Source organism: Pseudoalteromonas sp. GB56 (genome assembly GCF_054923835.1).
In genome coordinates, this window is the sequence record NZ_JBPCHK010000003.1 from 348,031 (window position 1) to 372,205 (window position 24,175).

Annotated in this window: 27 protein-coding genes and 1 pseudogene; 18 read left to right on the forward strand and 10 right to left on the reverse strand. The window is 43.6% G+C overall.

Features of this window, described 5'->3' with window-relative positions; genetic code table 11:
• Positions 1–136: 136 nt before the first annotated feature.
• Positions 137–802 carry a 7-carboxy-7-deazaguanine synthase QueE gene (gene queE / locus ACH19P_RS16930; RefSeq protein ID WP_462159780.1) on the forward strand — a complete coding sequence of 222 codons (666 nt, stop codon included), beginning with the start codon at positions 137–139 and terminating at the stop codon, positions 800–802.
• A gap of 52 nt (positions 803–854) precedes the next feature.
• Here the strand turns inward: queE and bcp are convergent, their stop codons facing one another.
• Together bcp and ACH19P_RS16940 are read right to left on the reverse strand one after the other, a co-directional pair.
• Entirely contained in the window at positions 855–1,328 is a 474-nt protein-coding gene (gene bcp, locus ACH19P_RS16935; RefSeq protein ID WP_462159782.1) for a thioredoxin-dependent thiol peroxidase, read from the reverse strand.
• 10 nt (positions 1,329–1,338) lie between these two features.
• Positions 1,339–1,872: a glycine cleavage system transcriptional repressor gene (locus tag ACH19P_RS16940; protein WP_462159783.1), complete on the reverse strand. Its 534-nt coding sequence runs from the start codon at positions 1,870–1,872 to the stop codon at positions 1,339–1,341.
• A 337-nt stretch (positions 1,873–2,209) separates the two neighbouring features.
• On the opposite strand from ACH19P_RS16940, the gene bamC reads away from it, so the two are divergent.
• Together bamC and ACH19P_RS16950 are read left to right on the forward strand one after the other, a co-directional pair.
• Positions 2,210–3,268: an outer membrane protein assembly factor BamC gene (gene bamC / locus ACH19P_RS16945; protein WP_462159784.1), complete on the forward strand. Its 1,059-nt coding sequence runs from the start codon at positions 2,210–2,212 to the stop codon at positions 3,266–3,268.
• Positions 3,269–3,372: 104 nt separating this feature from the next.
• On the forward strand, positions 3,373–4,737 hold the full coding sequence (locus ACH19P_RS16950; protein ID WP_462159785.1) for a YjiH family protein: 1,365 nt from the start codon (positions 3,373–3,375) through the stop codon (positions 4,735–4,737).
• Here ACH19P_RS16950 and ACH19P_RS16955 read toward each other — a convergent pair.
• Positions 4,734–4,922, reverse strand: coding sequence for a DUF2897 family protein (locus ACH19P_RS16955; RefSeq protein ID WP_462159786.1), 189 nt, complete (start codon positions 4,920–4,922; stop codon positions 4,734–4,736). The two genes, ACH19P_RS16950 and ACH19P_RS16955, sit on opposite strands and share 4 nt — an antisense overlap.
• Positions 4,923–5,028: 106 nt before the next feature.
• On the opposite strand from ACH19P_RS16955, the gene ACH19P_RS16960 reads away from it, so the two are divergent.
• Entirely contained in the window at positions 5,029–6,366 is a 1,338-nt protein-coding gene (locus tag ACH19P_RS16960; RefSeq protein ID WP_462159787.1) for an ankyrin repeat domain-containing protein, read from the forward strand.
• A 95-nt stretch (positions 6,367–6,461) separates the two neighbouring features.
• Here ACH19P_RS16960 and ACH19P_RS16965 read toward each other — a convergent pair whose 3' ends face one another.
• The 5 genes from ACH19P_RS16965 to ACH19P_RS16985 all read right to left on the reverse strand — a co-directional run bounded on the left by ACH19P_RS16965 (position 6,462) and on the right by ACH19P_RS16985 (position 10,103).
• Complete coding sequence (locus ACH19P_RS16965) at positions 6,462–6,914, reverse strand: DUF2069 domain-containing protein (RefSeq protein ID WP_462159788.1); 453 nt, start codon at positions 6,912–6,914, stop codon at positions 6,462–6,464.
• Entirely contained in the window at positions 6,907–7,458 is a 552-nt protein-coding gene (gene wrbA / locus ACH19P_RS16970; protein WP_462159789.1) for an NAD(P)H:quinone oxidoreductase, read from the reverse strand. Before wrbA ends, ACH19P_RS16965 begins: the two co-directional genes overlap by 8 nt.
• Positions 7,458–7,805, reverse strand: a complete 348-nt coding sequence (arsC, locus tag ACH19P_RS16975) for an arsenate reductase (glutaredoxin) (protein ID WP_462159790.1) — start codon at positions 7,803–7,805, stop codon at positions 7,458–7,460. The genes wrbA and arsC overlap by 1 nt, the downstream gene beginning before the upstream one ends.
• Positions 7,806–7,987: 182 nt before the next feature.
• Entirely contained in the window at positions 7,988–9,433 is a 1,446-nt protein-coding gene (gene bepA, locus ACH19P_RS16980; protein ID WP_462159791.1) for a beta-barrel assembly-enhancing protease, read from the reverse strand.
• 1 nt (position 9,434) lies between these two features.
• Entirely contained in the window at positions 9,435–10,103 is a 669-nt protein-coding gene (locus tag ACH19P_RS16985; RefSeq protein ID WP_462159792.1) for a hypothetical protein, read from the reverse strand.
• Between the two features lie 164 nt (positions 10,104–10,267).
• Between ACH19P_RS16985 and ACH19P_RS16990 the strand changes: the two genes are divergently transcribed.
• The 8 genes and pseudogenes from ACH19P_RS16990 to ACH19P_RS17025 all read left to right on the forward strand — a co-directional run bounded on the left by ACH19P_RS16990 (position 10,268) and on the right by ACH19P_RS17025 (position 17,965).
• Positions 10,268–10,501, forward strand: a complete 234-nt coding sequence (locus ACH19P_RS16990; RefSeq protein WP_462159793.1) for a hypothetical protein — start codon at positions 10,268–10,270, stop codon at positions 10,499–10,501.
• Positions 10,494–11,571 (forward strand): annotated as a pseudogene (locus ACH19P_RS16995) (AI-2E family transporter). The gene ACH19P_RS16990 and the pseudogene ACH19P_RS16995 overlap by 8 nt, the downstream one beginning before the upstream one ends.
• 116 nt (positions 11,572–11,687) lie before the next feature.
• Complete coding sequence (locus tag ACH19P_RS17000) at positions 11,688–13,928, forward strand: aminotransferase class V-fold PLP-dependent enzyme (RefSeq protein WP_462159794.1); 2,241 nt, start codon at positions 11,688–11,690, stop codon at positions 13,926–13,928.
• Positions 13,929–14,004: 76 nt separating this feature from the next.
• On the forward strand, positions 14,005–14,502 hold the full coding sequence (locus tag ACH19P_RS17005; protein WP_462159795.1) for an N-acetyltransferase family protein: 498 nt from the start codon (positions 14,005–14,007) through the stop codon (positions 14,500–14,502).
• A gap of 132 nt (positions 14,503–14,634) precedes the next feature.
• Entirely contained in the window at positions 14,635–15,984 is a 1,350-nt protein-coding gene (locus ACH19P_RS17010; RefSeq protein WP_462159796.1) for a DNA-3-methyladenine glycosylase 2 family protein, read from the forward strand.
• Positions 15,981–16,460 (forward strand): methylated-DNA--[protein]-cysteine S-methyltransferase, encoded by a 480-nt coding sequence (locus ACH19P_RS17015; RefSeq protein ID WP_462159798.1) that lies wholly within the window; start codon positions 15,981–15,983, stop codon positions 16,458–16,460. Before ACH19P_RS17010 ends, ACH19P_RS17015 begins: the two co-directional genes overlap by 4 nt.
• Before the next feature lie 21 nt (positions 16,461–16,481).
• Positions 16,482–17,279, forward strand: coding sequence for a hypothetical protein (locus ACH19P_RS17020; RefSeq protein WP_462159800.1), 798 nt, complete (start codon positions 16,482–16,484; stop codon positions 17,277–17,279).
• Between the two features lie 89 nt (positions 17,280–17,368).
• A complete protein-coding gene (locus ACH19P_RS17025) occupies positions 17,369–17,965 on the forward strand; it encodes a thymidine kinase (RefSeq protein ID WP_462159801.1) in 597 nt (198 codons plus the stop codon).
• Here the strand turns inward: ACH19P_RS17025 and rlmF are convergent.
• Complete coding sequence (rlmF, locus tag ACH19P_RS17030; RefSeq protein WP_462159802.1) at positions 17,957–18,862, reverse strand: 23S rRNA (adenine(1618)-N(6))-methyltransferase RlmF; 906 nt, start codon at positions 18,860–18,862, stop codon at positions 17,957–17,959. The two genes, ACH19P_RS17025 and rlmF, sit on opposite strands and share 9 nt — an antisense overlap.
• Before the next feature lie 154 nt (positions 18,863–19,016).
• On the opposite strand from rlmF, the gene ACH19P_RS17035 reads away from it, so the two are divergent.
• The 4 genes from ACH19P_RS17035 to ACH19P_RS17050 all read left to right on the forward strand — a co-directional run bounded on the left by ACH19P_RS17035 (position 19,017) and on the right by ACH19P_RS17050 (position 21,217).
• The gene (locus ACH19P_RS17035; protein WP_462159803.1) at positions 19,017–19,280 is read left to right on the forward strand and encodes a hypothetical protein; all 264 of its coding nucleotides are present in this window, start codon (positions 19,017–19,019) and stop codon (positions 19,278–19,280) included.
• A 66-nt stretch (positions 19,281–19,346) separates the two neighbouring features.
• The gene (locus ACH19P_RS17040; RefSeq protein WP_462159804.1) at positions 19,347–20,069 is read left to right on the forward strand and encodes an SIMPL domain-containing protein; all 723 of its coding nucleotides are present in this window, start codon (positions 19,347–19,349) and stop codon (positions 20,067–20,069) included.
• 192 nt (positions 20,070–20,261) lie between these two features.
• Complete coding sequence (locus tag ACH19P_RS17045; protein ID WP_462159805.1) at positions 20,262–20,630, forward strand: VOC family protein; 369 nt, start codon at positions 20,262–20,264, stop codon at positions 20,628–20,630.
• A 164-nt stretch (positions 20,631–20,794) separates the two neighbouring features.
• Entirely contained in the window at positions 20,795–21,217 is a 423-nt protein-coding gene (locus ACH19P_RS17050) for a hypothetical protein (RefSeq protein WP_462159806.1), read from the forward strand.
• Between the two features lie 146 nt (positions 21,218–21,363).
• Here ACH19P_RS17050 and ACH19P_RS17055 read toward each other — a convergent pair whose 3' ends face one another.
• Positions 21,364–22,335 (reverse strand): integron integrase, encoded by a 972-nt coding sequence (locus tag ACH19P_RS17055; RefSeq protein ID WP_462159808.1) that lies wholly within the window; start codon positions 22,333–22,335, stop codon positions 21,364–21,366.
• Positions 22,336–22,580: 245 nt separating this feature from the next.
• Here ACH19P_RS17055 and ACH19P_RS17060 point away from each other — a divergent pair, with 245 nt between their 5' ends.
• Positions 22,581–23,198 (forward strand): hypothetical protein, encoded by a 618-nt coding sequence (locus ACH19P_RS17060; RefSeq protein WP_462159809.1) that lies wholly within the window; start codon positions 22,581–22,583, stop codon positions 23,196–23,198.
• Between the two features lie 137 nt (positions 23,199–23,335).
• A complete protein-coding gene (locus ACH19P_RS17065) occupies positions 23,336–24,100 on the forward strand; it encodes a S1 family peptidase (protein ID WP_462159810.1) in 765 nt (254 codons plus the stop codon).
• Positions 24,101–24,175 lie beyond the last annotated feature (75 nt).

Here is a 24,175-nt window from a genome sequence, read left to right on the forward strand (position 1 = left end):
GCCTTATAATCATCAATAGAGGTTTACGTTAGGGCGCGGTATACTACAGGGTTTGTAGCCAAATCACAATTTTTCGCCATGTTAATGGCGGCTTATGTGAATAGTCGATATACAGTATTAGCAGTAGGTTAGATTTTTGTACCAAATTAACGAAATATTTGAAACCATCCAAGGCGAAGCCAGTTACACAGGAACGCCAGCGATTTTTGTTCGCCTTCAAGGGTGTCCTGTAGGTTGTGCTTGGTGTGATACCAAGCAAACTTGGGAAGCGAAAGACACATTTATCGTTTCACTGGAACAAACGTTAGAAAAAAAGGCTGACTCTGAGCATTGGGCTAATGCATCGGCTGAGGATGTGCTAGCGGCATTTAACACCCGTGGCTACAACGCAAAACACGTCGTTATTACGGGTGGTGAACCTTGTTTGTTTGACTTGGTGCCGTTGTGCGAGTTGTTACACAACAACGGATACACCACTCAAATTGAGACCAGTGGTACATTTGAAATTAAAGCGCCAGCGCAAACCTGGGTCACAGTATCGCCAAAAATTAACATGCGTGGTGGTTATGAAGTGTTAGCAAGTGCCATGCAACGAGCGGACGAAATAAAGCATCCAGTGGCCATGCAAAAGCACATTGATGAGCTTGAAGCTTTGTTTGATTCGACGGGGGTTTCACCTAAGCTGGTGTACCTTCAGCCTATCAGTCAAAAGGCGAAAGCGACCAAGTTGGCGATTGATACCTGTATTAAGAAAAACTGGCGTTTGTCTATTCAAGTACATAAATACATTGGCATCAACTAACCCAGATGTTGATGACGTGGTACAAAAAAAGCGGCTATAAGCCGCTTTGTTGTTAGTTATTCTCAGTTAAATAATCAATAACGACTTGGTGATGGTCTTTAGTTTTAAACTTGTTGAATACATGTTTCACCTTACCATCTTGAGAGATTAAGAAGCTGATACGGTGAATGCCGTCATATTCTTTACCCATGAATTTCTTTAAGCCCCAGACACCAAAGTCATCTGCGACTTTGTGGTCTTCATCACTGAGCAACTGAAAGTTGAGCTCTTTTTTGGTCTCAAAATTCTTTAGTTTTTTAACCGGATCTGGGCTGATACCCACAGCGACAGTATTCAACTTTGCTAGCTCAGCTTTGTGGTCACGTAATTGCTCTGCTTGAACAGTACAACCAGGGGTTAACGCTTTAGGATAAAAATACACAAGTACTTGCTGGTCTTTCAACAAGGCTTCTAAGCTCACACTCTCGCCATTTTGATCTTCAAGTGTAAATAATGGCGCGTTATCGCCTGCTTGCAAGGTGTTCATAACGAGTTCCTTATCTGATTCTTCTAAAGATATAGTCAATGTCTAAGCGCTGTGACAAAGCTTCGAAAGAAACTTTGAATGCGTCAATGTCGAGCTCTTGAGGAACATTGAACTCCAACTCACAACGCATTTGAAGGGTGTCTTCTTGCTCGTAAGTATCTGACTTTAGTGAGCATATGCTGATGTTATTTTCAGCAAAATAGCCGGTAATCTGACTCAGTGTACCCGGTGTATCTATGCCCACATACTCAAGTGTATAGCCGCCGCCAAACTGCTCTTCAGTATGAGAGGAAGTGCGCTTCATCATAGTAAGAAGACCCAGCTCCATTCCTTTATTTGGCAACAAATGTTCTACACGGCTAATTGCAGCCATATCACCGTTGAGCAACATAATAAATGTTAACTCGTTGCCTAAAATAGCGATACGGCTGTCGGTGATATTACAATGACAGTCACTGACCAATTGCGTCAAAGCGCTGACTACGCCCGCTTGGTCTTCACCAATTGCTGTGATCACTAATTGTTGTTTGGCCAGTTCGACCATGTGAGGCACCCTTATTACGAGAAAACAATTTGTTGGCCGCGCAGTGTAGCATATTTGCGGTTTTAAAGCGCAACTTTTGCCGAAGTGCAGGTTTATCGCCTTTTCCACTGTGACATTCTTGTTTTTAAACCCGTGTAAAAGTACCATAGCTAAAACTTTTGACCCACTGCGAGTGTGCACACCGTGGTGGACTGGGTGTCGATACAAAGGTTTAACGCTTTTGCCGTAATCAAATACTGGCAGAGTGCGCATTAAGTTGCATCTGACACTGAACCAATTACGACTCACCGACTCAAAGTCCGTACAATAATAAGGGTGAGTATAGGAGAATTACAACGTGCAGTATTGGATCCCTAAAGCATTGATGTTAAGTGCCTTAGTAACTTTAAGTGGATGCGGCATTTTCACCAACGACGCGCATCACAAACGTAACTATCAAGCAAACAAACCAGTAATTACACCTGAGGGACTCGATGCTCCGCGCCAAGACCCAACGTATACGATGGACGTGGCGACTTACGATAACAGCGAAGATGCGAAGGCGGTTAAGCCACCGATGCAAGTTATGCCCATCGCGCAAGGCAGCTGGATTGAAGAAAATGACAAAGAAGTACGCGTTTACTTCGATAAAAATGATGGCATCGAAGATTTGAGCGATTTCATTTTTGGGTCAGTCGAAGCTGTATTTGACGATTACAATATTAGCGCGACTAATGCAGACAAAGCCAACGGCACCATTGAAAGTGATTGGGTGTCGATCGTTCGTGTGGAAGAAGGTTGGTTGTGGGACGACGAAATCGTTGCTGAACAACGTTATAAATACATCATTGAGGAAAAGGAACACCAACGCACTGCTGCACTAAAAGCGCAGCTTGTTGATTATCGCTCTAAGTCAGTGCCACTTACGCCACTGCTACAGCAGCGACTGGAGACGCGCGCATTGAATGCCGCAATTGCAGAATTTGACTACCGCTATCGCCAATTGCAAGTGGACTTGCGTCAGCGCCAAGGTGTTATTTCGTTAGAACTCGGTTTTGATAACAAAGGCAATGCCGCACTGATGACGGAACAGGGATCAGATGTTGTTTTTGAGCGTTTTGGTAATTTCTTAGAGCGTCTACAATTTACGATTATTGAGGTAGACCAAGACAAAGGCACTATTTTAGCTGATTATGAAAAGCCTGAAAGCAGTGTATGGGACTCTATTTGGGGTGAAGAAACCATGCAGTTGCCGCTAGAAAATGGCCAATATCAAATTGTTGTAAGCCCAGCGAACGCAGGTGGTACAAGCATTACTTGGATGGATAAAGACGGCGAAGTACTTGAGCCGGGCACTATGAATGACCTTCAGCAAGCGCTAGTTGCAGCATTGCGCACTCGAGGCATTCAGATCTAGCGTCAGCATTAGGTAAAAAAAGGGAAAGGGTGGTAGCTCTTTTCCTTTTTTGCTTTTGAGGCGTTACATACATCCATTATTAAAACTAAAAAAAGTATATAACTATGACAACAAGCCAGCCCCGTTCGATAGTCAGTACATTACTGACGTTTATTATACCGTCACTTATTGGTGTGTTCTTATTCATGATCCCGATTCCATGGGATGGTCAGATTAAGATCACTGTGGCGATATTAGCGGATATGCTGCGCCAGTCAGTAGCACCTATCTCCAACACTTTGTTGCTTATTATCATTAGCATCACAGCAATCATGTCGTTATTGATGACGGTGGTTCAGCCTAAGGCATTGTTCGATAAACCATTGCTGAGACATCTATTCGTAGTAACGCCAACTTGGTTAGTGGTGCGTTTGATTGGCATGGTGTTTGTGGTTATGACTTATTTTCAGATTGGTCATGAAGCGATTTATTCTGAAGCAACTGGCGCATTTGTGTTAGTAGAGCTATTACCATTGCTATTGAGCGTGTTTATCCTTGCTGGCTTCTTACTGCCTTTATTGCTTAACTTCGGTTTACTTGAACTTGTAGGCACTTTGTTCACAAAAATCATGCACCCTTTGTTTGGTGTGCCTGGTCGAAGTGCGGTTAACTGTGCCGCGTCATGGCTGGGCGATGGCAGTGTCGGTATCTTAATGACTGCTCGACAGTATGAAGAAAAGCATTACACCCAAAAAGAAGCAGCCATTATCGGCACCACTTTTTCTGCTGTATCTATCACGTTCTGTTTTGTGGTTATCGGCCAAGTAGGGTTGGAGCATTTGTTTGCACCATTTTACTTAACTGTATGTTTGGCCGGTGTTGTGTGTGCGTTGATTTTACCGCGCATTCCACCACTGAGTTTGAAAAAGCATGTTTACATTGATGGTGACACGTTAAGTCATGACAACGAGTCAGTACCAGAAAATAAAAGCTTGTGGCGTCAGTCAATCGATATGGCGCTTGATAAAGCACGACATGCAAAGGGCGTGAAAGGCACATGTGAAGAAGGCTTGCATAACGCGTTAGATATGGTCTTCGCGGTGTTACCTGTGGTTATGGCTGTGGGTACGTTTGCATTGTTAATTTCCGAGCACACCACGGTATTCCAATGGCTAGGTAAACCATTCATTCCTTATTTAGAGTTTTTAGGTGTGCCTGAAGCGGTGAAAGCATCAGAAACCATCGTAGTTGGATTTGCCGACATGTTCATTCCGTCTATCTTGGCTGCGTCTAACATCGACAGCGAAGTGACGCGTTTCATTATTGCTGCGATGAGTGTAACCCAGCTAATTTATATGTCGGAAGTGGGCGCGTTGTTGCTTGGGAGTAAGATCCCAGTGAACATTTTCGAATTGTTTTTGATTTTTATTTTAAGAACATTAATTAGCTTACCAATTATTACGTTGATGGCTAATTGGCTGGTGGCTTAATTATTTTCATCAGATTCTGATTGTTCATTGCGCGCCTTTTCTTCAAGGTTGCGCTTTGCCTTCTCAATGGGATCTTGGTTAAACTTTTTGAAGTCCATTCTAGCTGAATATTTTAACAGCGCGATATTGCTCCAAATTACCCCCAATACTAGGGCGATGATAAGGATGATATGCCAAGTTTGCATTGCAGTATCCGTTAATATTAAGTGAAGGGTAAGGGAGCGCCCTTTATAACTGAGTTTATCGTTGCAACGCAACTTTTAGAACGATTTAGTGGAGTCTTCACAGTTAATGGAAAAGGTACTCATCTGGCCGGAACAATACCCGTTATTACTCAAAGGTCTCATTGAGCAAAACGGCGCCTTCATACTCGATGCCCTCGAAGCATGGCCAACCTGCAGTACAAGGATTGAAGAAAATGTAAGTAGCACAACGCTGCCACCCATTTATTATTTGATCTGGCTACAACCTCGTGAGCCGTTTGAAGAATGTACTTTTCAGCATATCAGTGACTTTAACGAGCAAGCTTTGCATTACATTCAAGCGGCAAAAGAGTACTTTGTCAGCAACGAATACACGGCTGAGCAAATTAGCGAATTGCTGTTAGAGCGCTTAGCGCAATACGCTGATATCAATGCGCAAATTGCAATTGAATCGCCGTTGTCTTTGGCACGATTGCTGTTTGAACAGCGCTATTTTTCGTTGCTGGAAATGTTGCTTGAGCGTGAAGTAAAACTCAATAGCCAAGATATTTTAACGCTGTGGCAGGAAGTGGATTTTAGAAATAAATTCGCGCCATTTTTACCTCAGTGTGCTGCTGACTTAGCAGGTTTGTTGGACGACACCAAAGCCGAGCTGGTCAACGGCAATGATTGCTTTACTTTACTACAAGCAATCTCAGATGAAGGTAACCTTCAGCTACTTCTCGAACAAGCTTTGTTATCTCACCTGCAAAGTGCGCAAGCGAAACAAAGTATGGCACTGCGCTTTATCGAGCAAGGCGCCAATGGCTCTGTGGCTAATGATGAAGGACAAACCGCGTTGATGTTGGCGGCAGAGCAGGGCTTTGTCAGTGTTGTGGAGGCGCTTCTTAAAGAAGCGGCAATCGATGCTAAAGACAGTAAGGGTAATAACGCTTTGCACTATGCTGTGAATGCTGACAACGCACAATGTTTGTCTTTGCTGCTTCGTTCAGGCGCATATTTCCACGCCAAAAATGATGATGGCTTAAGTTGTTATCGCTATGCGGTGGAGCGCAATCGCAAATCGCTAGTACGACTTATGGAACGCGAGTTTGGCATTAAAGAGTTGTCACCCGATGGACAGTACATGCGCATTGCTAAAGTGCATGTGTTACATGCCATCGTGATGTTGTTGTTGCCGTTGCAATTGTTCTTCTTCTTTGATGACTCAATAGAATTTAAAAGTGAACTGACCTTGTTATTCACCTTGCTGTCGGTGGTGGCGATTTTCTTTGCGATTAGCTTAAAACGCTGTGCGTTATACCCGCATATCCGCCACCCATTTGGTTTGGGATTACTGCGTTTTGGTTCAATGATGTCATTGGTTGCCCAGATTGCTTTGTTAAGCGTCGTGGCACTGGCATTTATTAGTCAGTTGGGCGGATAGTCTAACTATTTCCACACTAAGAATAATCGCTAAACTAAAAATGCCGAATATCTCTATTCGGCATTTTTAGTTAAATCAGGTGGATGGCGTATTTACTACTCATCACTGTTATTTAGGCGGTGATACTCTTGCGCTGCTTTTTCGTTAGCCAAATCATCTTTTAACTTGCCAACTTTTAATCCCAATTCTTGACCGCGATGACGAGCATAATAGGTGCAGCCTATGAACATACACGATGCAAATACAAGCTCTAATACCACCCAAAGGCGCTCATCTGGGCTGACCCAAAGTAAGGTTAGACCATGGATGAAGTAGATCATCACAATGAAGTTGGCCCACGCGTAGGTATAAGGCTTGTCTTGTATGATGCCTTTTAAGGGTAACAACAACGGCACAATGTACAAACAAAAGGTGAAAGCAAAACTGTAGTCGTCTCTTGGCGAGAGCACGAAAAGCCATAAAGGCATCAAAACTAACAATCCAAAGTAGCCGACAAGGGCAGCTACTTGAAAACGTTTAGTGATCGGTTTCTTTGCTGTATTAGTCATTTAACTTTCTCGCTAAACTTGCCAGACGCCTACCGAGTGCTTGGCAAATTTGTTTTTCTTCAGAGCTTAATTGGGTGTTGTTATCCAAACCAGACACATGACTCGCTCCGTACGGAGCGCCGCCGGTGGTTGTTGCATTGAGTGCGGGTACGTCATAAGGCACGCCAACAAGCACCATACCGTGGTGCAAAAGTGGTAAGCTTAAATCGAGCAAGGTTGCCTCATTACCGCCGTGCATACTGCTGGTCGATGTAAATACACATGCTGGCTTGTCGATCAGCTCGCCTCTTAGCCACAAATCACTGCTTTGCTCCCAAAACAGTTTGGCTTGCGAGGCCATAGAACCGAATCGTGTTGGTGTGCCGAATGCCAATGCTGAGCACTTAGATAACTCATCTTTTGATGCTTTAGGATGTTCGCCATCATCTGTGACACACCGCAGCCAGACATCTGTGCCTTGTGCCTCAATGCTATCGGCAATTTCCTCAGCCAGTGCTCTTACACTGCCACTGCGACTGTGGTAAAGCACTAAAATGGGTGCCATTAAATGAGCTCCAGCGCATTTTCAGGTGGGCGACCCAGCACTGCTTTGTTACCTTTAACCACAATTGGACGTTCAATTAATTTTGGATTGGCGTGCATAGCATTGAGTAATGCTTGCTCGTCATGTTCGTTTTTAAGGTCAAGTTCTTTGTAAATGTCTTCTTTAGTGCGCATCAGCTCACGAGCGGAAGTAAAGCCTAATTTTTTAACCAATTCTGCTAGCTCGGTAACACTGGGTGTTTCATCGAGGTATTTGATGACTGCTACATTCGCACCTTTTTCTTCGATTAGCTCTAGGGTTTGGCGAGACTTTGAACAACGTGGGTTGTGATAAATCACTAAAGACATAAAACTTCCTTAATTTTTTACTGTAGCGCTAGTTTAAAAGATAGTGCGGTCAAAGGGTAGTGCTGCGGTAAATCAGCGTATGTGATTAAAGGAAAAGGAAGCCATAAGCTTCCTTTTTTCTTGGTCGGCAGGCATTGCTAGCAATTACCACAGACACAACGTCTTCTAGTTACTTCCGTGATTTACATCCGTGCCAACTCTTTTTGCATAGCGCGGTATTGGGCGAGTAACGCTTTTAGGCGCTTTTGCTTAATTGCTTCATTGGGTTCGATAAAATTAAGCGCTTTTTGTACTTCATCAGCCGCTTTCATGTAAGCGCCTACTTGAGCCATTAAATCAGCGTTCGCTTCATGGTATGCCGCTTTATCATCTTGGTGTTTGTATGTGTCTGTTAGCAGTTGCTTTGCAAGGAAATGCTCCGGCTTTTCGAGCGCAAAACTACGCAGTAGCTCCTTCGCTAACTCATAATCTTTCGCTTCAATAGCTGCATGGGCATAGTTGAGCGTGATAACTTGATTGTTAGGTCGTAATTGATGAAAAGGAGCCAGGTGTTCAACCGCCTTTTGTGGCTCACCTAATCCCACATAATAATCAGTGAGTGTATCTAGGTAGAACAGGTTATCGGGTGAGGCATCAAGCAATTCATCGAGAATTGGTTTAGCGGATGAGTACTTTTTTTGGTCTATTAACGCCAGTACTAAGCCATATCGTAATGCAGAGGTATCACCAAAGCTATTGTGTTTTAGCAGTTTTCGAAATTCGTTTTCAGCATGCTCACTGTCGCTCCCATAGCGTGCAATCACCCGCGCTTTGGCTAATTGGAAAGATAGACTATCTGCATACTGACGTGTTTCATATTGCTGAGCGCGTAATCGTACATCACTGACTCGGCTTTGTGGTAATGGGTGAGTCAATAAAAATACGGGGGGTTTTTGTTTGTAGCGTAATTGTGCTGACAGTTTGGTAAGAAACTCGCCCGATTCCTTTGGGTCAAACCCTGCGTCATAAAGCGTGCGCATGCCAATACGGTCTGCTTCTTGTTCCGCTCCGCGACTGTGAGTTAACTGGCTTAGCGCCGATTGGGTTTGGGTGCCGGAAATAATGGCTAAGCCAGCATCAGGTGAGACCAGCGTTGCCAGCAAACCGGCAATCATACCTGCGATCGTTAAGCCTGAGTTATCTTGCTGTTGTTGCAAGCGGCGGGCTAAGTGTCTTTGCGTTACGTGTGCAATTTCGTGGCCGATAACGGAGGCTAATTGACTTTCATTGTCGGCTTGTGAAATTAACCCTGTGTGCACGCCCACATGACCACCATAAAATGCGAAAGCGTTTATCTCTGGGTTATCAATTAAGAAAAATGAAAATGGAAAACGCACGTCATTGGCGTGAGATACAAGTTTATTGCCTAAGGTGCTCAAGTACTCATTCAATACAGGGTCATCAACAACGGGTGATGTGCCACGAACTTGCATCATCATGACTTCACCTATTGCGCGTTCTTTTTCTAGCGGTAAAGCCTGGAGTGCGGAAGTGCCTAAATCTGGTAACTCAAAACTGCTCTTTGCTTGTGCTGGTATAAACGTTGTGCTCAATATGACACAGCACAACAACATACGTTTAAATAGCATATTATTCCTTGCGGTATGTATCGTCTATTTGGATCATGCGCGAAATCGCCAAATCAAAGTCCTGCTTTCCCTGGTTCTTGTCGCACATGTGGTAGAACTCTTTGATTGAGACACCACTAAAGCTGCGAACGTTCACTTCATTTCGTAATAATTCTACGGTGTTATGTACAACTTTATGTGCGTGGAGAATGAGCGCCTTATCAGCATCATCGCCATTGCCGAAATAGAATGCAATAAACTTATGTAATTGACCAATTCGAATCACATTTTCCATCGTGGCGGGTTCCCACACGTCAAATTCCATTTTGGGATCATCTCGGACGTAGTGCTTTATTGGCTTGTCGCCGTCATAGGCAAATGCTTTGAGTTCATAACCGCGCTCTGTAAATACCTGCTGCAGGCCGATGTGGGGTTTGTTGTCACAACGAATGATGCCATTTTCGTCGGCTTGTCCACCTAATGCCTTTAGATTCCAGTTACGCTTGTCCAAAATACGTTTAATTGCCGTATCGAAACCATGCTCTAGCAAGTTTTCTGACTCGCTCAAGCTTTGAGACACCATATGATAAAACGGTGGCAACTCTCCCCAATTCAACTGTTTTTTGTACCAGTTTATTTCTTTCAATGTGGGGTTGGCTGGAAGCTTCGCGCGAGTGTGCGATGTCGCCATATAATTCTTCCTTTATTTCCACCAAGCTTTAATAAGGATAAACGAATGTCGTAATCCTTTTAAGTATTTTTAAGGTATTATAGTTGTTATAGCGAATGAGGTTACAATATAAGAGCCTGTCACCTCTAAAAAAAATAGCAAAACAGTAAATTTAACTGGGTAATATGGAAAAATTAGATCTCACGTGTTTCAAATGCCCAGAGCTTTTTGTGCGATTTAAATTGGCACTTATCTGTGCTCAAAAACAAGGTCAAGATATTGAATTTACCTTGGCGTTGCACGAAACGACTAGCCTGAGTGACATTCAGCGTTACTTAAGAGCACGAAAATTACCTTATAAACTAGTAGAATTAGAAGAAAACGTAACGATTACAGTGGAGAACGTTGCCTGTGTTTGAATTTGTGCGCTCGTGGTATCAACGTAAATTCTCAGATCCGCATTCAGTAACGCTGTTACTGTTATTACTGTGTGCATTTGCTGCACTGTACTTTTTTGGTGCTCTGCTGATGCCCGTTTTGGTTGCTATTGTCATTGCCTATCTGCTGGACTGGCCGGTATTAAGGTTAGAAAGAGTAGGGTTCTCGCGCACGATAGCGACCATTATTGTAATGAGTGTATTTTGCTCCTCAGTGCTGGGGATTCATTTTTGGGTTTGGGCCAATATTGTGGCAGCAAACCACTAACCTATTACAAGAAGCACCGACTATGTTGGAGCAGGGCAAACACTATCTATTGCATTTACCAGATGATTACCCAGCGCTTATCACTCAAGAACAGGTGCGCTCCATTGTCACCAGTGTTGAAACTAAGGCCGTCGAGTTTGGCCAATTGGTCGTTTCCGTCTCGCTCACGTCTTTAAAAGATGTCGTTGCTTGGCTCATTTATCTGGTGCTCGTGCCCTTGCTTGTTTTCTTTATGCTCAAGGACAAAATCCAGTTAGTTAATAGTGTCAGTGCATTGTTGCCAAATCAGCGTCGCCTGATTCAGCAAGTTTGGCAAGAAATGAACCAACAGATCATGAACTACATACGTGGCAAAGTGTTCGAAATTATCATCGTCGGTGGTGTGTCATTTGTTGTCTTCACGGTATTTGGTCTGCGTTATGCGGCGTTGCTTGGAGTCTTAGTCGGACTTTCTGTATTAATCCCTTTTATCGGCGCTGCGCTTGTAACCATTCCTGTTGCGGCTGTGGCCTTGTTCCAATTTGGCTTAACAAGCGAATTCTGGACTGTGCTTGTTGCATACGGAATTATCCAAGCGCTCGACGGTAATGTATTAGTGCCTTTATTGTTTTCCGAAGCTGTTGATTTAAATCCCGTGTTTATTATTACCGCGGTCTTGTTTTTTGGCGGTTTGTGGGGGTTTTGGGGCGTATTCTTTGCAATACCACTGGCCTCGCTCGTGCGCGCTCTTGCCAATGCATGGTCGTCCAAACTGGAAGTCAGTGAAGACAGCGCAACCACCTAACCTATAGAAGAAAAACTGATAAAAGCATTTTTAGTGCAAACAAATCGGTATTAATGACGCTGGGCACAATTGTGTACAATGGTTATAAGTTATAGCTTTTTGTAATATAGAGTCTTATGTCCCAGCGTTTCTTCACTCAGACTAGTCAAGATCTTGTGTACCTTGATGCCAATGCAACGACCCCTGTGTTGCCGCGTATCGCCGATGTTGTGTCTCATACCATGCGAGTGTGTTTCGGCAACCCTTCCAGCTCACACATCACCGGCGTACAAGCAAAGTACTTACTTGAACAAACGCGAGCCAAAGCGCGAAACGTTATTGGCGCTGCTCAAGGCGATATTCTATTTACATCCGGTGCGACTGAGGGTATTCAAACAGCGGTCGTTTCTACCTTGTTAGCTAAACGCCACTTAGCCACATCAGACAGTGTATTACTCTACGGTGCAACCGAACACAAAGCCGTTCCAAACACATTAAAACATTGGAATGACGTACTGGGTCTTGGTGCACAAGTCCTTGCTATTCCAGTGGATGAGAATGGTCTACTCGATCAGCAATTTATTGCGGAACATGTGGGCAGTGCATTGATGATTTGTACGATGGCGGTTAACAATGAAACAGGTGTTTACCAAGATCTACAACAATTAGAAAACGTTATTCGCGAACACAACCAAGATGTAAGCTGGATGGTTGACTGTGTTCAGGCTTTGGGCAAGCAAGCGTTAGCGTTAAGTGACACGACTATCGATTACGCGCCGTTTTCTGGTCATAAATTGTATGCTCCCAAAGGCATTGGCTTTTTATACATTCGTGAAAATAGCCCATATACACCCTTTATTGCAGGTGGTGGTCAAGAAAGCGGCATGCGCTCAGGCACTGAAAATCTGCCAGGGATTGCGGGTCTTTATGAATTATTTGATCTGCTATTGGATAAATCATCGGACGTATTTAAACCAGTTGAAACGCTGCATGGATATCGCCAACAGCTGATCACCGCATTGGAAAATACCTTTGGCGATATTTCTTTCAATGCACCATTGGCTGGTACCGTGCCAACAACGCTGAATTTCTGTGTTAACAGTTTAACGTCCAAAGAAGTCATGGATTTATTCGATGCTGCCGGTATTCGTGTCAGCGGCGGCTCTGCGTGTAGCTCTGGCGCATCACGCAGCTTTGTGCTTGATGCAATGAACGCCAGTGATTGGCAAAGCGAAAACGCAATCCGTATGTCGTTTGGTCCGGCGGCAACTGCACAAGAGATTGAATTGGCATGCGAGCGTATTTGCGCACTCAAGCCTGTCCTTGCGAATAATTGTTTAATCGTGTCTGATGCGGCGCAGCCCGAGCATGAGGTCTGTGCGATGGGCCTCACTCAGCTTCGTCACCAAGGAAGTTGCTGTTGGTTGTATGTGGCGTCTAATAACGAAGCCGTTATTATCGACCCTGTTGTAGAACTTGTGCCACGCTTAGTGCGCCTTGTATCGCAACAGCACTTACATGTAAAAGCGGTGTTGGAAACTCACAAGCATCAAGATAAAGACTCAGCACGTGCCCTGCTAACGAATCGTTTAGCGATGGCGGATATCGGTGATGAACTGGGCTGGCCGGGCGAAAATATCCGCTTGGGTGAACAAACCCTGTCACGTATTGCAACACCTGGCCACAGCGCTGATAGCTACAGTTATGTGTTAAGCCAAGGCGAACATGTGTCGGCTTGTTTCTGTGGTGACCTCTTTATATTTAGCGGCCTAGGCAGTACTCAGTTCGACGATGCTGATACGGTGCAAATGGCTGAATCGATTCGTACTTTAGCAGCGACGCTGAGTGACGATTCAGTTATTTGTCCAGCGCACGATTATGAACAGTGTTTTGCGCTGACTTGGGCTGCACAAGTGCAAGCTACACCGCTTATCCAGCAGTTGCTCAACGAACAAATAACTGAACAAGAATTTGTGGCGCAAAAAGCGAAAATGGATGAGCAATCAATGAGTGATTGTGGTGCTTTGTGCGGTTTCAGTCTTGTTGCGAAGCAGGAAAATGCGATGCAACTGACAGTTGAGCAAGTGCAACACATGCTCGAAGATGCGCAATACCCAACCATGGTGTTGGATGTTCGCGAACCCTATGAGCATGGCGCAAAAGATATTCGTTCATTGTTCAACGTTAATGATGGTCAGTTATTGAACGTGCCTTTGAGTCGTTTAGCTAATGCATTTTTCTCTCATCAGTTATCCCCTCAAACTCGCTATGTGTTGGTATGTAGAACGGGCAACCGCTCTGGACAGGCCATCAATAACTTGAAATCACTTGGCTTTGATAACGTGTATAACTTGCAAGGTGGTCTTGCCCTTGTATGATGGTGAGTTACACCCATCGGCTTAACTAGTAAAGCTGATGGGCATTAAATTAATTTGCTACATCCAAGGAACCAAAATGAGCCAAGTATACATACGAGATGCAGTTATTAACGATGTGCCGTTGATCTATCAATTTATCAATGCGCTCGCAGTGTATGAAAAAGAACCTGACGCCGTCGTTGCAACAGAAGCAGATATTGAGCGCACCTTGTTTTCTGAAGGCGCTACAGCGCATAGCGTTATTTGTTTTGACAGTGATGCGCATGATGCACACGCTATCGGCTTTGCGGTTTATTTTTACAACTACTCAACGTGGCTCGGTCGCAACGGCCTGTATTTGGAAGACTTATTTGTCAATGAAGACCAAAGGGGCAAAGGGGCCGGTAAAGCCTTGATGCAGTTCTTAGCGCGTCGTGCTGTAGAAAAACAATGCGGACGTTTCGAGTGGGTCGTGCTCGATTGGAACAAGCCAGCGATTGATTTTTATCACAGTATTGGCGCAAAACCTCAGGACGAGTGGATTATTTACCGATTAGATGGTGAAGAGCTACTGCAATTTGCTGAGCAAGCCTAATAATTTCAAATTTGAGTGCCGAGCGAGTCTCGGCATTTTTTGTTTCTTTTCCTATTGAGTGCAAAATCCGGCTATAGTTGCGTTGCAAATGCGTTAAGCTGACCTTATTAAAGATTACCCACGCAGAGATTTATGTTTTCTGATCCTATTTGTCAGACAGCGCGCTTGAGCAGAGATAAACGATTCGATGGCTTGTTCTATGTGGCCGTACGGAGCACAGGTATTTATTGCCGCCCCATTTGTCCTGCGCCACCGGCTAAAGAAAGTAACGTGCAATATTTTGAACATGCACACCAAGCGAGCCAAGCCGGATTTCGTCCGTGTTTGCGTTGCCGTCCTGACGCGAGTCCTGGCAGTTACCCGTGGTTGGGCGCACAAACAACAGCTTTACGCGCGAAACAACTTATCGATCAGGGACATTTTAGTCACGGTGATGCGCAACAACTCAGCGACCGACTCGGTGTCTCTTCAAGTTATCTGAATCAGTTATTTAAACGTCATTACGGTATCGCCCCTGGGCAATATGCGTTGTTCAACCAATGCCAATTCGCTAAACAATTGCTGCAACAAACGAACCTGAAAATTGCCGATATTGCATTTGCTTCTGGCTTCAACAGTGTACGTCGTTTTAATGATGCGTTTAAAAAGACCTTACAGTTGACGCCGAGCGAGATTAGAAAAACACACAAACGAAGCGTGGATCATATTCGACTATTTCTCAGTGTTCGTCCGCCATTTAATTGGCCAGCTATGCTGGGCTTTCTTAGTAAACGCGTGATCAGTCCAATGGAATGGGTAGGAGAGAACCTTTACGGGCGTACATTTACTTTCCGAGAGTGTAAAGGCGAATTTGAAGTACATTTCGATGAAGACAAACAGGGCTTTTGGGTCGATATCACGCTTGATAATTGGCAACACCTGCAAAGTGTGGTTGCCAATATTCGCCGAATTTTGGATGTCGACGCTGACAGCCAAGTGATTAACACCCAAATTCAACTTGCTTTAGGTGAGCAGTACGAGCTGGTTCAAGGTTTGAGACTGCCCGGAATTTGGGATCCTTTTGAAGCTGGGATACGCGCGATTTTAGGGCAGCAAGTCAGCGTGGCCGCCGCCCGAGATTTGTGCACCTTGTTAGTGAAAGAACTGGGTGAAAACGGTCAGTATTTTCCTGCCGCGACTATTATTGCTCAAGATGCGCTGACGTTTTTTAAAATGCCCGGTCGTCGTAAGCAAGCAATTATCGACCTCAGTGCATTTGTTGCTGAACATGGCTGGGATAATTTAGATGATTGGTTGGCTATAAAGGGGATTGGCCCTTGGACGGTCGATTACGCGAAAATGCGTGGTTGCAGTGATCCTGATATTTACTTAGGTGGTGACTTAGGGGTAAAAAAAGCACTCAATAATGTCGAGCATTTTGACGCACAGAAAGCATCACCGTTTCGCTCGTATTTAACTTTTCAATTATGGCAAACACTATGAATACATATCAACAAATGATGGACACCCCGATAGGTGACTTGGTGGTTCAAGCGACAGAAAATGGCTTGAGTTATGTAGGCTTTGATTCAGCACGTTTTCTGCCAGCATCTACTCCAAAGAATCCGCTCACTGAACTTGGTTGTCAGCAACTGACTGAATATTTTTCTGGCAAACGTCAACAATTTTCAGTCCCTTTAGAGGTCAATGGCACCGCGTTTCAATCACAAGTCTGGGGGGCGTTGCGGGATATAGAGTTTGGAAAAACAAACAGCTATTTGGATATTGCGCAAACTATTCGCAATCCAAAGGCCGTGCGTGCAGTCGGCGCAGCGAACGGGCGAAACCCTATCAGTATTATTGTGCCATGCCACCGAGTAATAGGAAGTAACGGAACCTTAACAGGTTATGCGGGAGGTATTGAGCGTAAACAGTGGTTGTTGCAGTTTGAACAAGCTATACTCCATGTTGATGATTAAGGTACAGAAAGTGGGTGTAGTGTGAGCAGATTTGTTACTTGGTTGGTTGTAACGAGTGCGTGCTTCTATGCATGTAAATCTTATGCAAGACCTTTGGACATTCGCTTGTGTTATGAAGATAAGCAAGTCGTTCCTTTTTATCTTGGAGAGGGAGAGCATGTCCCCGCAAATGAACCGGGTGCGAATATTGATATTTTGCTCCAAATAGAGCAAAAAGCTGATGTAAAATTTTCCTTCATGCGTCGACCTTGGATGCGGTGCTGGGAAATGTTGGCGCGCCAAGAAGCGGATGCTGTAATTGCCAGCTTTCGCGGACATCGAATCGAACATCTTAGTTACCCAATGAAAGATGGCAAACTAGATACCTCTCGTTCATTGGCGCAACTAGGTAACTGCTTTATTGGCACCCAACTATTCCATGAATATTGGCGAAGAAAACAGTTAACTGACCATCAACCTTTGTCTGTGGCTGTGCCTAACGGCTATGCAATTGCAGATAAGCTTGAAAATGAACCGCTGTTACTTCATACCGTTTTTTCACCAAAGGATGGTTATAGACTATTAAAAAACGGACGCGTTCATGCCGTGATGGGGGTATGTCAGATCAATGGTCGAAACGTTTATGCAGACCAAAGTGGTGTTGAAGGAGTGAGCCCAATCTATCCTCCGTTCGAACAATTACATGGATATCTTGCAGTGACACCGACGTTTTACGCGATGCACAAACCGCGTGTTGAGGCTCTATGGGACACAGTTGGTCAGCACGATGGTACGGAAATATATCTACGCTACCTCTTTATGAAAGCGCTCTACAAATAGAAAATCCTGCGTTTACAGGTAGGGTGATAATATGACTTTACTGCACGCTTAGTGTAAGCTTGCCCAGCGCTTATTTAATTAGAATTCCCATGGCACAGTTATATTTCTACTATTCGGCGATGAATGCCGGAAAATCAACAACCTTACTCCAATCTGCTTTTAATTATCGTGAGCGTGGAATGCGCCCAATGATCATGACAGCGGCCATTGATGATCGTGCCGGTGTTGGCAAAGTGGCATCTCGCATTGGTTTACAAGCAGATGCATTTATTTTTGATGATCAGTCAGATGTATTTTCTCTTGTTGAGCGCCAACATAAAGAAGAACCCTTACATTGTGTGCTGGTGGACGAGAGCCAATTTTTATCAAAGCAACAGGTTATGCAATTAACGGAAGTTGTTGATAAATTGGGTGTTCCCGTGTTGTGCTATGGATTAAGAACCGACTTCCTCGGTGAGCTTTTTGTTGGCTCGCAATATTTGTTAGCGTGGGCTGACAAATTGATTGAGCTGAAAACAGTGTGTCATTGTGGGCGTAAAGCCAACCACGTACTTCGATATGACAGTGATGGCAATGCAGTAGCAAGTGGTGACCAAGTGCAAATTGGTGGTAATGAGCGCTATGTGTCAGTGTGTCGTGCACACTACAAAGAAGCGCTCGATAGCGAACAAGGCCAATTAGCTTAATACGCTCTGCAGTGCGTGAGAGCGTTGTTGTTGGTCCATGAAACTCCAAGCAATAAAGCGACTGACTTTTTGCCCTTGATTCATGGCCACCACTTCAATCTGCACAGCCCCCGCTTTACGTAAAGCCGCTTTTAGTGGGCGCTCATTTTCCTTTTTAGATACCAAGCTTGTGAACCAAATTACTTGCTCTGCAAAATGAGTACTCTCTAAAATCATATTGCGAATAAACGCGAATTCGCCCCCTTCACACCATAATTCATTGCTTCGCCCGCCAAAATTCAGTTGAGCACTTTGCTCGCCCTTGAGGTTGCGCCATTTTCGCTGTGAGCCCTCAATCGCACTTTGTTCACTGTCGTGAAAGGGTGGGTTGCACATGGTGGCTACAAGCGTATCTTGCGCCTTGATAATGCCATCGAAGTAAAGAGCAGGTTGCTTTTGCTGTATGACCTTGATTGGCAAACCATTGAGTTGCGCCAGTTGTTTGGCAAGTTTGACCGACTGTGTGTCAATATCACTGGCTAAAAATTGCCATTCAAATAATGCGTTGCCTAGTATCGGGTAAATCAGCGAAGCACCCGTGCCGAGGTCCAAGATACGCACTTTTCGTTGGCTGACATTTAACTCAGTGTCCTTGCTTATCAAGTCGTGCAAATGATGCACATAGTCTGCGCGGCCTGGAACGGGTGGGCACAAAAAACCATCAGGTAAATCCCATATCGCCACATTGTAATGATGCTTTAAGAGTGCCTGATTAAGCGTTTTTAACGCAATAGGATCACTGAAGTTGATGGTGTCTTTCCCATCTGGGCGCTGCACAAGAAATGCTTCGAGGATAGGTAAGGATTTACACAAGGCATTGAAGTCATAACCGTTTTTGTGGCAATTATTTGGGTGCAAAAGGCTTTCTCTATTGGCAATAATGAGGTAATTATAAGGGATTGCTTCGGTGGATTATAGTTGCTTGGCATTGATACGCACTGCGCAATTGCAGTGACTGCGTACGCCGAATAGGAATAGATTAAGCAAGCTCTCTCTCAAAAAGGAAAAAATAATGACAAATAATATGGAAGAAAAACAAACGGCCATAACCAAAAAAATGATGAAGGTGCAATTACTCGGCGCGCCGGGTTCAATTCTATTTGGACTTGGATTGTACGGCGTCTTTGCAGTTAACGGCGACGCCTTTATCGACTTTTTGAATGATCCGCGAAATTGCTATGCAATGATAGGTGTTGGCGGTGCCATCATGCTTTGGGAGGCTTATGCTATTTTTAAGCTCGCTCGTCAACGTAAAGCACTGAAAAATGTTGATTAAATCCCGATAGTTACTTCCCTATCAACTAAGGAGCGACAAGGTCGCTCCTGAGCACATGGAGTGTCGATGAAATATATAATAATCAGTGCGTTGCTCACTTTTTCTTGCTTATCACAGGCAAATAATAGCCTTCTAAACAATCGCCATATTGCTGTGACTGGGACGGCTCAATTACAAGCCAAACCTGACCTAGCGTTAATTAGCTTTGAAGTAGAGAGTACGCAACAACAAAGCCTTGCGGCTAAAAAAGACACAGATAGCCGAGTTAATGAATTTTTAGGCGGTCTGAGCCGCTTTGGTATTAACGAGTACAATGTATCCGCATCGAGCCTTTCAACTCAGCCTGTTTATGACTATGACGATAATGGCAAACAGCAACTTAAAGGGTATTCAGCGACAAGACGTTTAAAGGTCACCCTGCGTGATCTAAGTAAGTTAAACGAACTAATGGATTTCGCCTTAAATGTTCATATTGATGAGATAGCCAATATTCAACTCAAATCCTCGGATGAAGAAGCTATTAAAGATGAAGTGAATGCATTGGCGGTTAAAAATGCCAAGGATAAAGGGAAGTCTTTGGCAAAAGCTTTCGGTGCAAAGCTAGGCCAGATTTACAGCATCAATTCAAATTCAAACAACAGTTATGACAGGTATGGAGCCAACAGTGATGTGGAGCGCATTGTGGTTACTGGATCTCTGCGTAAGAGTAAAGAGCCAGGACGTTATCTTCAAGAAAACATCGTGTTCACTTCGTCAATTAATGTGGTGTTTGACTTAGTTGTAAACTAAGTCATGCTTTAATTTTAAAATCATTCGTTGTGCTCTTTACAAGGTAATTCGGGTTGGTAAGTCCTTATGGACCATCTGAGAGTGGCGCTGGTAGATACAAAGTGGTGTGGAAAGTGTGACTCAGCGCACATCCACAACAGAACGTCTTAACCATTGAAACTAAGTTGTTTAAAACATTTTAGGGGAAAGAGTATGGCAAAAATAACCGGGTTAGGTGGCGTGTTTTATGTGGTCAGCGATGTAGAAGCCACAAAAACGTGGTATCGAGAAAAGTTGGGTATTGATGGCGATTATGGTCCGCAATTAAATTGGACTGAAGAGCAAGGTGAGAACCCTTATTCGCTAATTAGTTATTTCCAAGATAACCAATACCTCAAGCCAAGCGACCACAACTTTATGATTAATTTGCGAGTGGATGATCTTGCAGGCTTTATCGAGTTACTTAAATCGAGAGGTGTGGAAGTACTTGATTCTGTTGACGAAGGGTACGGAAAATTCGCATGGATACTTGACCCAAATGGCGTGAAAATTGAGCTTTGGGAGCAAGTCGAGTCGCCTTAGGTACGCAAGTACAAAACACCCTCATTACGAAAGGTATACTTTGCGTTTGGCCCGAGATGATAAAAATAGGGCCAAAAGATTCCTGATAACAGCCATCGATAGTTTAGAAATGGAAGCAGTGCATAGCAAACATAAGAAGTGCGCCTGACTTGATAGGAACATCTATGGAATTTAAACCACCATTCCATGAACAGATATTGGAACTCGCTTTAGAAATCACAAACGAATCCTCAACAAACGCTTATTGGGAAGCACACCGAAAACTAAGGAACATCTGTGAAACTCACGAAAATACAGTGTTGGATCACCCGTTTCAGTGGGAGACACTTGCGGACTTTACAAACGATAGTGAGGAGCGATTATCAGCCTATTTAAAAGCATTAAAACTGGCTCAACAACACGGTCAGGTCGAATATATTGCATCAGTTGCCATCGAAATCTCAGAATTATACTTGACTCAAAATGACAACGAACGAGCATTAACATATTCTGAAATAGCAAAGGACGCAGCTCTTCGAATTGAAGACACAGATCTACATACGGAAATTGAAGAGATTGAAAAACGTTTATTTCAAACTCGATGGTAACAGTCATGTATCCGTATGAATTGACCCAGATGATAACTTGTAACCGACTATTAAGAGCGAACTAGATATGCTCAATGTCTTCCTGTGCAATTTGCTCAATTATACAAAGCCGACGTTCAGCCAACACATTTCTGCCCCAAAACAAGCTAGAAGATTTTGCTCAAAGGGCTAACAACACTGTTTGCGCCTTGCTGTAAAACATGAGTATATATTTGCGTTGTCTTCACATCGGAATGACCAAGTTGAGCCTGCACGGTTCTGATATCTGCACCACTTTGTAGTAAATGGGTAGCAAATGAATGTCTAAAAGTGTGGGGCGTTATAGGTTTTGTTATTTGTGCTTTTTTGGCTGCCTCTTTAACCGCTTTACGTACACCTGTTTGATGAAAATGATGTCGGCGAATCTCGCCAGTTTCAGGGTCAGCACTTAACTTATATGAGGGAAATAGATACTGCCAAGCAATTGACTTATTGGCGCTAGGATATTTTCTTGCTAATGCCTTTGGCATCCAAACACCAGCATATTGTTCATTCTGGGAATCTAATTTTAAGTATTCATCAGCCTGAGCAATTTGATTTCTTAGCAAAGGTATAAGTTCTGTGGCGAGTGTAACCACCCGATGTTTATTCCCTTTACCATTCCAGATCCGAATGCACTTGTAGTCAAAGTCAATATCCTGAACTCGTAGTTGAACAGCTTCCATTACACGTAAGCCGCTACCATACATTAAACCTGAAATTAAATAATATCGTTTACTTAAAAACGACATGAGGAGTTTAACCTCCTCGGGGGTCATAACAATTGGTAACTTAGATTGGCGCTTGCTTCTAACAAACGTTAGATTCGGACACAATTCCTGTTTAATTATTTGCTTATACAAAAAAGATAACGCATTTAACGCTGTCGCTTGTGTTTTAGGAGACACATTCAGTTTAAGTACAAGGTAGTCGAGATATTCGACAACCTCGTTATTGCCCATTGAAGCTGGGTGACGTTTACCATGATAATGAATATAGGAAGAAATCCACTTAAGATATGTATCAACGGTTCTGAGTGAATATTGCTTAGTCAACATAAACTCGGCGATGTGGTTTAAAAATGGTGAACGAGTTCTCATTGAGCTAGCTCCAACAAATAGCTGTGTGTATATACAGTGTTGTTGTATTTCTCCTATAGTCAAGAAAACGACCCATTGGGTCGTTTTAGTCTTATCCACGTTTAGAGCAATGTAACGTAACTTCAATGCTGGTAAGTACTTCCTAAATTTGCTATCAATGGTCTAAGGACAAAAACGAGACAGGTTGCGGGAGAAAAACGACCCAATCGCTCGATATTAAATTGTTAGGCACACAAGGAGGTCTCGTGGAGTTAAACTATGATCATTTAAGCTCTTTTATCAATATCTGGTTGAGAAAGGCAGAAAATACAGATACCGGTCCATTGGAAGGTGTTTTTGATAAATTTTTCACTTTGTGGGTGGCTTATAATCGATTATATGAAGAAGCAGCTCATATACTTATAAATCAAAATCACCCCCTATACAGACGTTTTATTTCTCGTAGAGGGGCTCGTGTTTTTTCTCCTCCACCGGATAGAATGGCAGCAATTGATGGTGTTGAAGCATTTTGTGGGAGAGCCAACTTAAGGTCGTTAATTGAAAACAGTCCCATGGCTTTGGGCGGAGCAACAAACATATATGATGCACTATCTTACGGTGGCTTTTATATACATACCAATTATGAAACTGGCGAACCTGATATTGAAAAAGACCAATCTTTAGTCAGTAAAGCTAGAACAGGGTGCCATAAAAGTCTTTTGTCTATTATTTATCAGGCTCGCTGTAACCTATTCCATGGACAAAAGTCATTTACTGAAAACCAACGACCACTTGTCGAGGGGATGAGTGCTGTCATTAGTATATTAATTCGATGCTTACTAGATTCGATTGAATTGCATGTGCAAAGTCAAGAGTATGCCTAACAAACGCATCAAGTCGTTCGCTGCGCTCTCTGGGACACCAAAACTCGGCGGCGCTTTTGCTATCGATTCGCGATTGTAGCAAAATTACCTTCTACGTTTTGTTGCCCCTTATGCGGGCGTTATATCTAGGAATAGGAATGAGCTCACCGCCAATAGCTAGAAGAATTTATGAGGAATATGCGGCAGGTGTGGCGTATGTTGTCGTGCAAGATTCTGATGGTTCAGAAAATATCGGAAGTTGTTTTCATGTCGGTGACGGAATTTTTGTTACTGCACGACATGTGGTTGAAGGTAAAACGATTGTAGACGTGGCAAATACCGAACCAAGATTCATCTATGAAGATGATGAATCTAATCCACATCTAAGAAAGTTTACTACTACCCATTTTCCTGATAATGCAAGTTCAATTGACGGACCATACTATCACCCCAATGAAGATATAGATGTAGCTTTATTAAAGGTTAAAGGTATTGATGCGCCTGTAATACCGCTCGGAGATCATCTTGATGATTGGTTAGGCACTGAACATGTAATGACTACAGCGATAGTTTTAGGTTTTCCTCCGGTTCCATTTTCATATAAGCCAACCCTTATTGCCTCAAAAGCTGAAGTTAATGCCGTTATAGACAAGTATACTGGTGGGCATCCACACTTTATTCTTTCTTCCGTCGCTCGAGCAGGCTTTAGTGGTGGCCCTGCTATTGGTGAAATGGGAGTTGCTTTAGGTATGGTTACAGAGTCGTTAGCGGTTAATGATCAGCCTTCTGAACTTGGCTATTTGGCAGTCGTATCGGTTGAGCCCATTCTTGTGTGCCTTGGTCATCACGAATTGATGCCTAGCTCGCTGAGAAAAGTCTGGGAAGATGAAGATGGAACAACCGTTTTTGATAAAGAGATATAACAAAGCAATGAAAGATCGCCGGTAAAAACATACCGGCTGGACGCCCAATACTCCGGTTGCTTTGTGTTGTCTCTA